The sequence below is a fragment of the Clostridium sp. NSJ-145 genome (assembly GCF_021044725.1).
GTDB lineage: Bacteria > Bacillota > Clostridia > Clostridiales > Clostridiaceae > Clostridium > Clostridium disporicum_B.
In genome coordinates this window covers 75,644-91,374 of the sequence record NZ_JAJNOS010000016.1, presented here as the reverse complement: position 1 = coordinate 91,374, position 15,731 = coordinate 75,644, and the positions used below count along the sequence as shown (strand labels likewise).

General features: G+C 28.9%; 14 protein-coding genes. 11 read left to right on the top strand and 3 right to left on the bottom strand.

Annotated features, from left to right (window positions below):
• Positions 1-220: 220 nt before the first annotated feature.
• Positions 221-2,017: a peptidoglycan-binding domain-containing protein gene (locus tag LQE93_RS14020; RefSeq protein ID WP_231074097.1), complete on the bottom strand. Its 1,797-nt coding sequence runs from the start codon at positions 2,015-2,017 to the stop codon at positions 221-223.
• 168 nt (positions 2,018-2,185) lie between these two features.
• Here LQE93_RS14020 and fliB point away from each other — a divergent pair, with 168 nt between their 5' ends.
• From fliB to LQE93_RS14000, 4 genes are all read left to right on the top strand, one after another.
• The gene (gene fliB, locus LQE93_RS14015; RefSeq protein ID WP_231074096.1) at positions 2,186-3,346 is read left to right on the top strand and encodes a flagellin lysine-N-methylase; all 1,161 of its coding nucleotides are present in this window, start codon (positions 2,186-2,188) and stop codon (positions 3,344-3,346) included.
• A 378-nt stretch (positions 3,347-3,724) separates the two neighbouring features.
• Positions 3,725-5,287, top strand: a complete 1,563-nt coding sequence (locus LQE93_RS14010; protein ID WP_231074095.1) for an AbgT family transporter — start codon at positions 3,725-3,727, stop codon at positions 5,285-5,287.
• A 124-nt stretch (positions 5,288-5,411) separates the two neighbouring features.
• Entirely contained in the window at positions 5,412-5,990 is a 579-nt protein-coding gene (locus tag LQE93_RS14005) for a histidine phosphatase family protein (protein WP_055263505.1), read from the top strand.
• 139 nt (positions 5,991-6,129) lie between these two features.
• Positions 6,130-7,119 carry an aldo/keto reductase gene (locus LQE93_RS14000; protein WP_231074093.1) on the top strand — a complete coding sequence of 330 codons (990 nt, stop codon included), beginning with the start codon at positions 6,130-6,132 and terminating at the stop codon, positions 7,117-7,119.
• Between the two features lie 133 nt (positions 7,120-7,252).
• On the opposite strand, the gene LQE93_RS13995 is transcribed toward LQE93_RS14000, so the two are convergent.
• Positions 7,253-7,474 carry a hypothetical protein gene (locus LQE93_RS13995; protein ID WP_055263509.1) on the bottom strand — a complete coding sequence of 74 codons (222 nt, stop codon included), beginning with the start codon at positions 7,472-7,474 and terminating at the stop codon, positions 7,253-7,255.
• A gap of 420 nt (positions 7,475-7,894) precedes the next feature.
• Here LQE93_RS13995 and LQE93_RS13990 point away from each other — a divergent pair, with 420 nt between their 5' ends.
• The 3 genes from LQE93_RS13990 (at position 7,895) to LQE93_RS13980 (ending at position 10,080) form a co-directional block, all read left to right on the top strand.
• Entirely contained in the window at positions 7,895-8,266 is a 372-nt protein-coding gene (locus LQE93_RS13990) for an ArsR/SmtB family transcription factor (protein ID WP_055263511.1), read from the top strand.
• 47 nt (positions 8,267-8,313) lie between these two features.
• Positions 8,314-8,982 carry a nitroreductase family protein gene (locus tag LQE93_RS13985; protein WP_231074091.1) on the top strand — a complete coding sequence of 223 codons (669 nt, stop codon included), beginning with the start codon at positions 8,314-8,316 and terminating at the stop codon, positions 8,980-8,982.
• Positions 8,983-9,207: 225 nt separating this feature from the next.
• A complete protein-coding gene (locus LQE93_RS13980; protein WP_231074101.1) occupies positions 9,208-10,080 on the top strand; it encodes a LysR family transcriptional regulator in 873 nt (290 codons plus the stop codon).
• 165 nt (positions 10,081-10,245) lie between these two features.
• Here LQE93_RS13980 and LQE93_RS13975 read toward each other — a convergent pair whose 3' ends face one another.
• Positions 10,246-10,845 (bottom strand): ECF transporter S component, encoded by a 600-nt coding sequence (locus tag LQE93_RS13975; RefSeq protein ID WP_186838619.1) that lies wholly within the window; start codon positions 10,843-10,845, stop codon positions 10,246-10,248.
• Between the two features lie 450 nt (positions 10,846-11,295).
• Between LQE93_RS13975 and LQE93_RS13970 the strand changes: the two genes are divergently transcribed.
• From LQE93_RS13970 to LQE93_RS13955, 4 genes are all read left to right on the top strand, one after another.
• Positions 11,296-12,294, top strand: coding sequence for a substrate-binding domain-containing protein (locus tag LQE93_RS13970; RefSeq protein WP_231074090.1), 999 nt, complete (start codon positions 11,296-11,298; stop codon positions 12,292-12,294).
• Positions 12,295-12,481: 187 nt separating this feature from the next.
• Complete coding sequence (locus LQE93_RS13965) at positions 12,482-13,843, top strand: ABC transporter substrate-binding protein (RefSeq protein ID WP_231074088.1); 1,362 nt, start codon at positions 12,482-12,484, stop codon at positions 13,841-13,843.
• Positions 13,844-13,903: 60 nt separating this feature from the next.
• Complete coding sequence (locus LQE93_RS13960; protein WP_055263521.1) at positions 13,904-14,833, top strand: carbohydrate ABC transporter permease; 930 nt, start codon at positions 13,904-13,906, stop codon at positions 14,831-14,833.
• Positions 14,834-14,844: 11 nt separating this feature from the next.
• Positions 14,845-15,717, top strand: a complete 873-nt coding sequence (locus LQE93_RS13955; RefSeq protein WP_231074086.1) for a carbohydrate ABC transporter permease — start codon at positions 14,845-14,847, stop codon at positions 15,715-15,717.
• The last annotated feature ends 14 nt before the right edge of the window (positions 15,718-15,731 follow it).

Genomic DNA, 15,731 nt, shown 5'->3' with positions numbered 1-15,731 from the left:
ACCTCCTATTTGTCGTGTCAAAAAACTTGTTCATTTAGAAATAATTTCATATAAATATATGAATAAAAAATAAAAAGACCGTCTACTGAAATGATTTTAAAAATCATTTCAGAGACAGCCCCTTTTATTTTATAACAGTCTATAAATTGAATAGAAATATAATTATTAATTTTATTATTTTACTTTTAGTTATTAGCTTGAAAAGAATAATCACCTATTGCTATTTGTTTATACTTGAATATACTGAATCTAGTTTTTCCCAAGTAAGAGGACCAACTAATCCATCTGGAATAAGTGAAAATTGACTTTGAAAAGCTATAACTGCAGCTGTAGTTAGAGGTCCAAATATTCCATCTACACTTACGGAAGGAATAGATGGATAAGTTTTGGAGATTGTAGATAGCCAGGTTTGAATTGTTTTAACATTTTCTCCTCTAGCGCCTTCTCCAATTACGTATCCAGGATAAGGAGTAGGAGTAGTAGGGATTAAATATGGTTCGACTGTTTTGTAAATTTCATAAAGCTTTCTCCAAGTAGCTTTTCCTACTATTCCATCAATATCTAAGCCAAATGTTTTTTGAAAAGCTTCAACAGCATTTTTTGTACCATTACCAAAAATACCATCAATTTTAAGTGGTGGGATAGTATCGTAAAATAAACCAATAGAGTTTAGGAAGTATTGAAGAATTTTAACTCCATCACCTTTTGAACCGACCTTTAGTATATAAGATGGAGGAGTAGGTTCGATAGGTAGTTTTTCACCTTCTGAATCTAATTCTGCAAGGTTTTTTACACCTACATAAATTTGAGAGATTTTATACCAGGTACCTTTGCCTACGATTCCGTCTTGTGTCAAATTGAATATCTTTTGGAATGTCTTAACTGCCTTCTCTGTTGTATCGTTAAAATATCCATCAGTAGGGGATATAGGGATAGCAGGATAATTCTTTGCAATTCTATTTAATTGTGTTTGTATAGTCTTTACAGAGTCACCACTACTTCCAAGTTTTAAAGCTGTTCCAGGATAAGAACCATCAACTGCATCTACTACAGGAGCATTTCTAAGTTCAATATTATTACCATAATAGTAAGTTAATATTTTAAAAGGATAATATCCAGAGTTAGCTAAAGAAACAGTTCCCCATTGTGAAAGTCCATTACAGGTTACAGTAGTACCGTTACAATATTGTGCAAGAAGAGGTTCTAAAAAATCCGTTCTACTTATATAATCATCAAAAATATCATCTACAATTTTGCTAATATTATCAAAGATATCTCGACCATTAACAAAATAATGATCATAAGCTGTAGAATTAGTAATATCAAAGTTATAACCTCGACTCCTGTACCATTCAGTATATATACGATTTAGTGTAAAGGAAATTTGAGCATATATATTTGAACGTATTGCATTTTCAGGCCAAGTTGGATATATTTCGCTTGAAGCAACATTTTTAATGTAACTAGTAAATGGAACAGTTACATTAGAAGCATTTGATGATGGTGTTCCTAAATGTACAGTAATATTAGCAGGAATAACAGGTTTTTTTAGCAAAAAAGAAGTAGATTTGTTATTAGTATCAGAAACTTTAGAAGAAATATTAGAATTTTCCTCGGAATCAGGAAATTCATTTTCTTTTACTAAACCATGAGGTGGTATATCTACTATATCAAATTCATTTATTGATTTGCCTTTTGGAAGCATTGATACTGGTTGAATTGAAGTAACATCAGCAAAAATCTCAATGTTTTTGATTAAAACATTTCTAAATGTATCACTTACTATATACGCATCATAAGTTGTATATGGTATTACATTTGGATTAGGCTTCACTGAAAGTTCTTTATCCAATGTATACAAATCTATTATTTCGCTTTTACCACTATCATCAACTGAAAGTAAACCTTCGAAAACTGGAATACCAGAAATAGAATCAATAATTAAAATTGTTGCATTTTTTACTGGATATGCTTCTTGACCAAAAAATAATTGAAATTGTAATTTTCCAATTGCCATAAATATCTCCTTAAAATCTATCACAATATTTATTTTATTTAATTAAATTAATTTGGTGTATTACATTTAATAAATGATTTTATAGTAGATGTTGATAAAATAAATATATGGTGCTACCATAAATAATTGATAGTGAAAATTAATTTTAAAATAATGTGAGGTAAACAAATGAAAATAAGAGTTCCAGATTACTTTAATGATTTTAAATGTATAGCGTCAGAATGTGAAGACACTTGTTGCGCAGGATGGGGAATAGTTATTGATGAAGAAAGCTATAACAATTATATGAGTGTAGAAGGTGAATTTGGTGAAAGGTTAAGAAGTGAAATAGTAACTGAAGGAAGCGAAAATATATTTGTATTAAAAGGTGATAATTGTCCATTCCTAACGGAAAATAAAATGTGTGATATATATACTAATCTTGGAGAGGATAGTCTTTGTTATACTTGTAGACAATATCCAAGAGTTATGGAGGAGTTTGGAAGTTTAAGAGAAGTATGTTTATCTTTATCATGTCCTGAGGCTTGTAGAATTATTTTAAGAAGTGATAAAAAAGTAACTTTTACTCTTACAGAAAATGATGAAGAAGTTACAGGATATAATGATATCAATGCTATGCTATATATAAATCTTATGCAAAGTAGAAATATAGTTTTTAAGATTTTACAAAATAGAGATATTGATTTAAATAAAAGAATATCAATAGCTCTTAAGTTTACAAGTGAAATACAAGAGAAAATAGATTTAAATAATATTCAAGGGATAAAGGAAGTAATAGAAAAATATTCAGATAATAAATTTGTAGAAAGTATAGTTAATGATTTAGAATTATATAAAGGTAAAGAGAGTCTTAAGTATAATAATATAAATGAAATATTTAAAGTGTTTAAAGATTTAAAACATATAAATCCAAATGATCCATTAGGATTAGAGAATGCTTTAAGATATTTCTGGCAAAGTGAAGAAGATGAAGATATTTATTTAAGAAAGCATAGAGAGTTTAATAAATATTTTAATGATAAAATATTTAAGTTTGAAAATATATTGGTGTATTTTGTGTTTAGATATTTTATGAAAGCTGTTTTTGATTATGATGTATCAGCAAAAATAAAAACTGCAATAGTAAGTTATATTATGATAAAAGAATTATATTTAATTAGATGGATTGAAGAGGGTGGAAAACTTTCAGAAGAAGACCTAGTAGATATAGCCCATACTTATTCTAAAGATATTGAACATCTAGAAGAAAACATAGAAACATTAGCAGAGGTTTTTGAAACTAACAATGTTTTTGATGTTAATAATATTATTGTTACATTAATGAATTAAATTTGAAGAAGCTTTTTAAGAAAATTGTTAATAATAAAGTGTTAATTTAATTATTAAATTATTAATAAAATAGAATAATATTTTGAAAGTATCTATTGTTATAATAGGTACTTTTGTTATTTTGTTAAGTAATTATATTTAGGAATAAATATTTGTTATTATTATGTGCTATTGAGTATAAATATAATAAAACATAAAATGAAATTTGATAAATCAATTGAATTATATTGTTTACAATATTGATTTTATTAGTATATTGCAAGAAAAATAAATAAATTTGTAGAAAATTTAATAAAAGTGTTGATAAATTGTTAATCATATAGTAATATAATAACATATTCGCAATAATTTTATAAAAAATAACAAGGGGGATAAAAAATGGAACAAAGAAAAGAAGAAATATTAAAGACAGAAGAACCGAAAAAAGTTTCATTCATTGAAAAAATTGGTAAAAAGATACCGGATCCAGTAATAATATTCGCAATTTTTTATGTTGTTGTATTAGCTGCATCTTTCTTATTAGGTGGAAAAACGTTTGAAACTATGGCTGGGGATGGTAGTTATACTACCAATACAATTTTAAACATGTTAGAGCCTGAAAATGTTCAATGGATTTTCTCAAATGCTTTACTTAACAACTGGTTAGCATACGGTGGAGGAGTATTAGGTACAATACTAGTAGTTATGCTAGGAGTTGGTCTTGCAGAAGAATCAGGACTATTATCTACATTAATTAAAAAAGTAGGATTAAAAGTTTCAGATAAAATGCTTCCTATAGTTTTAGTTTTCTTAGGAATCATGAGTAGTATAGCTACAGATGCTGGTTATGTTATATTAATACCACTAGCAGGTTTATTATATGCAGGGTTAAAGAAAAACCCACTTATAGGTATGGCTGCTGCATTCGCAGGGGTTTCAGCTGGGTTCAGTGCTAACTTAATACCAGCTACACCAATTGATATAATCATTGGTAACAATGCTAAGATATTTGCAGAAGGACAAGGTGTTCCTTTCGTTAATGCTGCTGGACAAGCTTTAAATCCAGCTACAATGCACTATTACTTCGTAGTTGCTTCAACATTCTTACTTGCTGCTATTGGTGCTTTCGTTACTATAAAAATAGTTAAGCCAAGACTTGAAAAAGAAAGCTACATAATTCCAGAAGATATGAATTTAGATGACTTTACAGTTAAAAAAGAAGAAAATAAAGCTCTTAAATTTGCAGGTTTAGGTTTCTTAATAGCTGTATTATGTGTTGTAGGATTATACTTCGGACCTTTAAAGACATTTATTGCAGAAGATGGTTCAAAAGTAACTCCATTTATGGATAACATAATATTAATTATTACATTCTTATTCTTCTTACCAGGTGTTTTCTACGGTGCGAAGGTTGGTAAATTTAAGAATGCTAACGATGTAGTTAGAGGTATGTCTAAGCAAATGGGATCAATGGGATCAGTACTTGTTTTAACATTCTTCTCATATAACTTCCTAGCTTTATTAACAAAGAGTGGACTTGGAACTTATATTACTTACTTAGGTGGTAACCTACTTAAGGCAATGAACTTACAAAATGCTCCAATACTTTTAATAATTGGATTTATTATAATAACAGCAATAATCAACTTATTCGTTGGTGGATTAACTTCAAAATGGATGTTACTTGGACCAATATTCTTACCAATGTTATACCAAGTAAATTCAAACATGACACCAGAAGTAGTTGCTGCTGCTTACAGAGTTGCTGACTCATCAACTAATATAATAACACCATTAATGTCTTATGCTGGTATTATCTTAGTATTCATGAGAAAGTACAAGCCAGAATATACAATTGGTGATATGATTAGATTAATGATGCCTTACTCAGTAAGCTTCTTAGTAGGTTGGACAATCTTATTATTAGGATTCTTTGCATTCGGAATACCATTTGGATTCTAATATATAAATTATTAAAAACACTTTATAGTGAAAGCTATAAGGTGTTTTTTTATTAACTAAAAAATCATTGACTTAGAGTTAACTCCAAGTAATAAAATATAAACGTAAAGGGGGAAACGGAAAGATGAAAAAAGTATTTTATATGATGAGACATGGACAAACATTATTTAATTTAAGAAGAAAGATTCAAGGATGGTGTGATTCACCATTAACTGACTTTGGAATTGAACAAGCAAAGGCAGCTGGTGAGTATTTTAAGGAGATAGAACTAGATCATCTATATTGTTCAACAGCAGAAAGATGTTCAGATACATTAGAAATTGTAACAGATAATAGTATGCCATATACGCGTTTAAAAGGATTAAAAGAAATGAACTTTGGAACTTTTGAAGGAGAAAGTGAAGATTTAAATCCTGATAGGGAGACATTTGAAACTTTTTTTACTAAATATGGTGGCGAATCAAGAGATATGTGTAGAGAAAGAGTTGTGAAGACTTGTCATGAAATTATGGAGAAAGAAGATCATAAGATCGTTTTGGCAGTTTCTCATGCAGGTGCATGTCTTAGATTTTTAGAACATTGCTATGATCCAAGTAATTTACCTAGAAATGCTTTTTCTAACTGTGCAATATTTAAATATGAATATGAAGATGGGAAATTTACATTTGTAGAAGTTATTCAAAGAATTCCTGAAACAAAATAAAATTTAGGCATAGTTATAGATAACTTATAAGCATTAGACATCTGTTTCGATAAATAATAAAATTAATATGAAAAAGTAAGCTATAACTTTGAATGATAAGAAAAAAGTAGTAGTGAAGATATAACTTTGGGAGGATATTATGGAATATATTAAATTAGGTAATTCGGACTTAAATGTGTCACGAATCTGTCTTGGGTGTATGGGTTTTGGAGATTCAAATAAGGGAATTCATTCTTGGACCTTAGATGAAGAAAAATCTACAGAGATTATAAAAAAGGCTCTTGATGAAGGAATTAATTTTTTTGATACTGCTATAGCTTATCAAAATGGTACAAGTGAAAAGTACCTTGGACGAGCTTTAAAAAAGCTAGCTAAACGTGAAGATGTTGTAATAGCTACAAAATTTCTTCCAAGAACTCAAAAGGAAATAGATAGTAATGTTACTGTTAAAGAACATATTAATAACATGTTAAATCAAAGTCTAAGTAATCTTGAAACAGATTATATTGATTTATATATTTGTCATATGTGGGATTATACTGCACCTATAGAAGAAACTATGGAAGCATTAAATGAGCAAATAGAACAAGGTAAAATACGTTATATTGGTATCTCTAACTGTTTTGCATGGCAATTAGAAAAGGCAAATTCTATTGCGGAGAAAAATGGATGGAGTAAATTTATTTCTATTCAAAATCATTATAATTTATTATTTAGAGAGGAAGAGCGTGAAATGGTTCCTTGCTGTAAAGATGGGAATATAGCGATGACTCCATATAGTCCTCTTGCTTCAGGTAGATTAGTTAGAGATTGGTCAGAAACTACAAAGCGTTTAGAAGAAGATTCATTTGCTAAAAGTAAATATGATTTAACGGCTAATCAAGATAGAATTATCGTTGAGCGTGTTGCTGAAATAGCTGAAAAAAGAGGTATGACAAGAATTCAAGTAGCTTTAGGTTGGTTATTATCAAAGACTTCAGCACCTGTAGTTGGAGCAACAAAAATCTCTCATATTGAAGATGCAGTAAAAGCTATTCCTATAAGATTAACAGAAGAGGAAATAGAATACTTAGAAGAGCCATACATTCCTCATAAATTAGTTGGTGTTATGGCGCAAAATAATAAATAGTTATTTTAGGTACACTAATACAAAGAAATGCCTTCCATAGAATTATTATATCTATGGAAGGCATATTTATGTTTAAATAAGGTGAAGACATCACTATAACTTATTTAATATTTATAACTAGGATGAGTATAATTTATGCTTTATGGTTAGACATTATATTTTTTACTTCATCTATAAATTCTGGTTTTATTAATTCTAACATTCTTGGAATAAAGCTCATCATATACTCTTTATTAAAAGACCCATCATTCTGCTTAGCAAAGCTTTCACTTAATAATTCTTTTGCTTTCTCTTGATTTTCTGATGATACTCTTTCCATTATAAAGTTAAAAAATCTTTCTTGTCCATTATTCATTGTACTTATCTCCTTAAATTATATTTTAATGATATTTTTATTAAGTAGATTATATTATATACATAATATTTAAATTAAACAACTTATATAGGGTTTTATAAGTAAGAGCATAGGCATAAATGATATTGACAGTAGTAGACATTTATAGAACTTTAATCAACCAAATCTATGGTCTTGATTTTCTTTACCATTGAACTATAAAACAATAATTGTGATACAATGGTTTAAAAGATTGAACTAATAGAAAAATATTATAAAGAATTGAAGAGAGTTATCATAATTAAAAATCAGATAAAAATAAAATGGTAAAGACACTTCAGTGGGTTAGAGATATGGCATACAAAGAAGGTTGTATAAACGTTTTAGCAAATCATGATCCAGATATAAAACCACAGATAATTGAGCTATAGGAGATGTTTTATGAAAGAGTGTAAATTTCAAAAAAGCTTAAATATTATAACAAGAGAATTTAAAGAGTGTAAAAAAGTTCTTTTAGCTATCGGGGATGATACAAGGCAAGCTATTATCATTGCTCTTTTAGAAAGTGATTGCAATGGTATTCGTGTAGGAGAAATCACAAAGAAAACACATTTATCAAGACCAGCAGTATCACATCATTTAAAAATATTAAAAGAATCAGGGATTATTAATATGCGTAGAGAAGGAACAAAAAATTATTATTATATGGATGCAAATAAAAGACAATGGGAAAAAGTATCATCTTTAGTTAATCATATTTATGATGTGGTAAAAGAATTTGAACCGATTGATAAAAGACAGGTTGATGAGTAATGATTTGGATAAATACATTTAAATAGAAAGTTGAGGAGATTGATATTATGGAAATTTTTGAAGCAATGAAAAAAAGACATTCAGTACGTAGCTATACTTCAGAAAAAATTGATACTAATGTAGCAAAGGAACTTAAATTATATATTGATGAATGCAATAAAGAAAGTGGGATGAATATTCAGCTATGCTTAAATGAACCAAATGCATTTAATAGCTTTATGGCACATTATGGTTCATTCAAAAATGTAAATAACTATATAGCTATAGTTGGGAAAAAAGGAAAAGACTTTGAGGAGAAATGTGGATACTGGGGAGAAAAAATTGTATTAAAAGCTACTCAGTTAGGACTTTCTACATGTTGGGTTGCTATGACTTATAGCAAAGGGAAAGCTAAATATAATATAGAAAAAGGGGAAAAACTTAGTTGCGTAATATCTTTAGGATATGGCGAAAGTGAAGGAGTACCACATAAAAACAAATCTATAGAATCACTTTGTACAGTAGATAGAGAAATGCCAGAATGGTTTAAGAACGGAATGGAAGCTGCATTGCTTGCTCCTACTGCTATGAACCAACAAAAATTTCATTTTACATTAGAGGGAAATACAGTAACGGCAAAGGCTGGTGTAGGATTTTATACTAAATTGGATTTAGGGATTGTAAAGTGCCATTTTGAAATTGCAGCAAAAGGTGAAGATTGGAAATGGAAAGATTAGGGGTATATAATTTATCATAAAAATAAAAAGGACAAAGACTAACAATAAATTTGCTAGACTTTGTTCTTTTTTTATAAATATACATAGCATAAATGTTTTTTAGGCATATATAATCATTAATTATAAGTATTAGACATGGAAGATTATTTTAGTTATTATATAATTAAGAAATATGATATAAGTTTAATTTAGATAAATGGAAAAGATATAAAGGGGATTACGATGATGGAACTAAGAGTTCTTAGATATTTTTTAACTGTTGCAAGTGAAGATAGTATAACAAATGCAGCTAATATTTTACATATAACCCAACCAACTTTAAGTAGGCAGTTGATGCAACTAGAGGAAGAGCTAGGTGTTCAATTATTCGTGCGTGGTAAAAAGGCTATAACGTTAACTGAAGCAGGGATGTTATTACGAAGTAGAGCAGAAGAGATTGTTGATTTAGCAAATAGGACTGAAAAAGAGTTCTTAAATCAGAAGAATTTTCTTTCAGGAGAAATATTTATTGGAGCTGGTGAAACAAGTGGAATGAAGGAGTTAGCAAGAATTATTAAAAGTTTTAATAAAGAATATCCTCAAGTTAAATATGATTTGCATAGTGGAAATGCTGATGATATTAAAGAGAAAATTGATAAAGGGTTAATTGATATTGGATTATTAACTGAACCTGTAGATATTGGTAAGTATGAGTTTGTAAGATTAAAGGAAAAAGATAATTGGGGAGTTGCTATGAGAAAAGATGATCCTCTTTCTAACAAGGAATACATTACGCCAGGAGATTTAAAGAATAAATCAATTGTATGTTCTAAAAGAATATCTATTCAAAATGAATTGGCTAATTGGTTTGGAAATGATTTCGAAAGTGGTAACATTATAGCTACATTCAATTTAATTAATAATGCCATAGCCATTGTAGAATCGAATATTGGATATGCTATATGTTTAGAAAGTCTTGTAAGTGATAGAAGTAATATTTGTTTTAAAAGCTTTTATCCAAGATTAGAAACAGGCTCAGTTTTGGTATGGAAAAAGAATCAAATTTTTTCAACAGCAACAAAAATGTTTATAGAAGAGATTAAAAAGGAGTTTAAATAAGGTTTATTATATAATTCATTTATAGGATATATAGTACAAATTAATATGGTGTTTTATTTATATAAAAAGTTCCTCTATGATTAACAAGATATTAACTAGAGGAACTTTTTGTTTTGTATTTAAGTTTTATATTAAATTAGAAATATATATTTCATATATAACTTTTTATTGTCTTTTAATTTTTAACACACCCATTACAACAGGTACTGCGATTAATGCAGAAGCAATAGCCTCTAATAGACCGTTTGAAGTAGCAACTCCAAATAATGTAGCTCCCACCACATTTGGTGAAATGTTAATTGCTTTTGCATACTCTTCTAAATATAGAATATAAGTTAATCCAAGTACTCCTACAGTATTAGTAAAAGTTGCTAAAATAGCAGAAATACCAATAGAAATTTTAGGCTTTTTTAAAGTTTTTACTAAGAATTTATAAACGTAGTAGGCTACTAATCCGATTAAAATTCTTGGTACTAAAGCTATTAATGGATTTAGAAATAAAAATGATGTGACATTTGGTGCTGTAAGAGCTTGATACATTGAAAATAAACCAAACATTAAACCTACAGAAGCTCCAACTATTGGACCTTCTAAAATTGCACCAATAATTACAGGTAAATGCATAATAGTTAGGCTGAATGCTGGCAATCTTATAAATCCAAGACCAGATACTCCTAGAAAAATAGAAATAGAAGAAAGCATAGCGATAATAACTAACTTTCTTATCTTAGTTTGAGATCTTCCCATCCCGCTTGTTTTTAACATTTTGACTCCTCCGTTCTTACTCCATAATGGATATAATTCGGCAAAAAAATAACATTTTGCTTAGTTCAGTTTCTTAAAAGAATACCGACTTTGATATTTTAACATGTCTATTTAATTAAGTAAATTAAATTATATTAAAATTAATACAATTTTATAGGAAATATAAGGGGAATAATTATTGGGTATAAAGTTTGAATTACTATACTAAAATCAACAAAAACTTGTTTGTAGGAGAGTAGTATAAAATATTGTAATAAGTAAGAGAGTGTTTCAAAAACTATATGAACTTAAAACAAACAATGATGTTTTATGAGATAAGTTATAAAAATTTGGTGAATAATAACTGAAAATAGCTTAATTTGATGAGTTAAAGTTAGTGTTAGAGGATTGAATTGTAAACATTTACCTATTAGAATTAATCTATAGACATATAAAAGGGATGAGGCATGAATGGTAAAACAAGAAGATATAGCAAGAATTTTAAATGTATCAAGAACAACTGTAGCAAGAGCATTAAATGGAAAAGGAAACATTAAACCGGAAACTAAGAAAAGAATACTCGATTTATGTGAAGAACTTGGATATGTTAAGAATCCTATTAGTACAAGCCTTGCTTTAAAAAATGAAAAGAATATTTATGCATTTATTATTAAAGGACGGAATAATTATTATACAGAAACTATTAAAAGGGGATTAAGAGCAGCATATAAAGATATGAGTATGTATAAGCTTAATTTATTTATTGTTGAGACTCATATAGATTTTCCAGAGGAGCAGGTAGAAAGAGTAAAAAAAGTAATAAGGCAAAAGCAAGTAGATGGAATAATAATTACGCCTCTTTTGAAGGAAAAGATAAAAAAAATAAAAATTGATAATCCTGATATTAGTTTTATAGCTTTAGATTTGCCTTTAGATAGGGGAACAATAAGTATTTATTCAAATTATAACAAGTTAGGTAGAATACTAGGAAATCTATTATTAAATTCCTTAGAAAAAGGTGATAAGGTTCTATTGATTGAAACAGATGATGACATGATTTCAGCTAAAGATAGTTTTGAGGGCGTATATCAGAAATTATTAGAAGAAAGAAAGAATGATATTATTGGTCCTATTTTTATAAGTGATTTAGAAAATAATATTCCAGAGGTTATAAATAAATATTTAACTAAAGATATTAAAGCAGTTTATGCTAGTAGATTTTTAGAAAGTATGATTGAATATATCTTTGAAAAAGAGGAGTATGAGTTAAAGATAGTGACAATTGGATTATCAGATAAGATAAAGAAATTTATTAAGGAAGGTAAGGTTAAGGCTTCCATAACACCAGATTATTTTGAAATGAGTCATACTGCAATAAATATGATGTTTGAGTGTATATATAGAGGAGTTAAACCAGAGAAAATTAAAAATGAACACGAATTTAAAATAATAGTAAAAGAAAATTTATAAAACTATAAGTTAAATGAAGCAATAATAGAAGTTTATTAGTAGAAAGTTGCATGAATAAAATGTTCGCGTGAAAATGTTCACGCGACTATTTATAGAAGTATGTTAGTAGGAATAAAGCTTATGAGTTTAAGTTGGATATTAATAAAATATTAATATATATATTTAAGTGTAGAGGGGAGAATTTATTATGAAAAAATTAAAGCTATTAACATCTTTATGTTTAGCTGCAACTTTAACTATTACTTCTTTAGCAGGATGTAGTTCAAGTAATTCGTCAACTGGAGAAGAATCAAATGATTCAAGTAATAGCACTGAGGCTAATACTGAGGTAACAGATATCACAGAGATAACTTGGTGGGCATTCCCTAATTTTGCAACTATCGATGATGAGGTTGGAAAATATGAAAAACAAATAATATCAGATTTCGAAGCTAAAAATCCAGACGTTAAAGTAAATTTGGAAATGATATCTTTCAATGGGGGAGGAGAAAAAATAACAGCAGCAATTGCATCAAATTCAGCACCAGATATACTTTATGATGCACCAGGAAGAATAATCGATTACGGAAGACAAGATGTTTTAGCTGACGTAGATGATATGATTAAGGCGCTTAATGGTGATGTATCAGAAGAAATTTTACAAGGATGTAGAGTTGATGACACATACTATATGTATCCATTTAATACAACAGCTTTTGTAATGGCTGCAAATAAGACAATGTTTGAAGAAGCTGGTTTATTAGATTTACTTCCATTAGAGAAAGAAGATAGACTTTGGACAATTGAAGAATTTGAAATTGCGCTTAGAGGTATAAAAGAAGCTAATCCAGATATAATTCCAGTTTCATTCTTTAGTAAGAGTACTGCTGGTGACCAAGGTACAAGAGCTTTCCTTGCTAATATTTTTGGAGGAAGCATTTTTAATGATGATTTAAGTGAATATACTTTAAATTCACCTGAAATGGTTGAAGCTTTAGAGTGGGTAAATAAGTGTATTGATGAAGGATTAATAGGAGCTGGATCTGAAGGATTAACTTCAAGTGATGCTATTGATTCATTTGTTCAAGGTAAATCAGCATTTACAATTCTTTATTCAACAGGTTTAAAGGCTAATAATGCAGAGTTAAAGCTTGGTGATTTTGAAGATGTATTATTACCAATACCTTCACCTGAAGGAGAGTTAGGATTAGAATTCTTAATTGGTGGTTATTGCGTATTTGATAATCAAGATGATGCTAAAATAGAAGCTTCTAAGAGATTTATTGATTTTGCTTGTAACGATGAAGAGTGGCAAGTTAAAAATATAAAAGCTACAGGAACTTTCTCAGTTAGAGATTCTGTAAAGGATTTATATGATGATGAAGAGATGAAGGCTGCTGAAGCATTTGGAAAATACTTAGCACCTTACTATAATACAGTACCAGGTTTCGCAGAAATGAGAACATTCTGGTTCCCATCACTTCAAGAAATAACATTAAAACAAACACCAATACAAGAAGCATTAGATAAATTAAATGAAAATGCAAATAGTACATTAAATAATAATTAATTAGTTGAGAAAAGGGAAGGGGTATAACCCCTTCCTAAAATATAAGGGGGGATTTATTAAATGGATATTAATACTTCTACAAATAAAGAGAAAGTAAAGATAAAATATAATAAGTTTAATAAATTGGCAGTGAAGGAATGGATAGCAGCGTACATATTTTTGCTACCAGCTTTGGCTTTTTTCGTAATATTTGTTGTTATTCCTATGGGAGAAGGAATAATAATGAGTTTTATGAATTACACATTAAGAAAAAAAGAATGGATTGGGCTTGGAAATTATATAAAGATATTTAATGACCCAGTTTTTAAGAAATCATTAGTAAATACATTAGTTTTAGTATTAGGAAATGTACCATGTGTTTTAATATTCTCACTTTTTGTTGCTACAACAGTATACAAGAGGTCTTCTAAAATGAGGTCATTTTTTAGATCAGTGTTTTATCTTCCAGCTATAGCTTCAGTAGTTAGTATTACCGTTGTATGGGGATGGATTTTACATCCTAATTATGGAATATTAAATTATATAATCGAACAATTCGGAGGAACTCCACAGTTATGGCTTTCTAATCCTACTATAGCAAAATGGGCAATTCTTATTATTCTTGTAACTTTATCTGTTGGACAACCTATAGTTCTTTATATGGCTTCTTTAGGTAATATCCCAAAAGATTACTTAGAGGCAGCAGAGATAGATGGAGCCAATTCAAGACAAGTCTTTTGGAATATTACTTGGCCAATGTTAAAGCCAACAAGTCTATATATATTTATTATTACAACAATTAACTCATTCCAATGTTTCTCATTAATCCAGTTATTAACAGCTGGAGGACCAAACTATTCAACAACAACAATTATGTATCAAGTATATGAAAAATCATTTACATTAGGTCAATTTGGTTTGGCATCTTCAATGGGAATGGTTCTAGCAGTTATAGTAATTTTAATATCAATTATACAATACAAATTCTTAGGATCAGGAATTGATTATTAGGAGGATTTTATATGTTAATGAATAAAAAGAAAAAAAAGAAAACCGAAGAGCTTTATGATACAAGAACTAAGTGGACCCCAGGGAATATTGCATCATTTATAATATTATGCATGCTAACGATTATATTTATTTTCCCATTTTATTGGATAATAACAGGTTCATTTAAAGATCAAGCTGCTACTATTGCAGTACCACCACAGTGGTTTCCAACAGATTTTACGCTTAAGAATTGGATTTCCTTAGCAAAGCAGCCATTAGTGAGATGGACATTTAACAGCTTTTTTATAGCTATTTCTACTACGGTGTTAGTTTGTGTTACATCAACATTAGCTGGATATGTTTTGGCTAAAAAGAGATTTCCAGGAAGACATCTTATATTCTGGGCTTTAATTGCGGCTATGGCTCTACCTAAGCAAGTAATTATGGTACCATTATTTAATTTATTGACAAAGCTGGATTTGATTAATACGTATAGAGGATTAATTCTTCCAGCAGTAGGATGGCCATTTGGTATTTTTCTTATGAAACAATTTAGTGAAACAATTCCTTCAGAACTTATAGAAGCCTCAAGAATAGATGGATGTACTCAATTAGGAACATTTAGGAATGTAGTAATTCCTATAGTTAAACCTGGAATTGGAGCACTTGCAATATTTACTTTCATAACATCATGGAACGATTATTTCATGCAATTAATTTTAATAAGAAGTACAGATATGCAAACGCTTCCTTTAGGTATAGCGTTGATGCAGGCTGAGTTTACTACAAATTATGGTTTGATGATGGCTGGTGCAGCAATAGCATCAATTCCAATGATAATAATATTCTTAATATGCCAAAAATCATTTACACAAGGTATTACAGTTGGTGCTGTAAAAGGATAAGTAGAGAAAAAAGT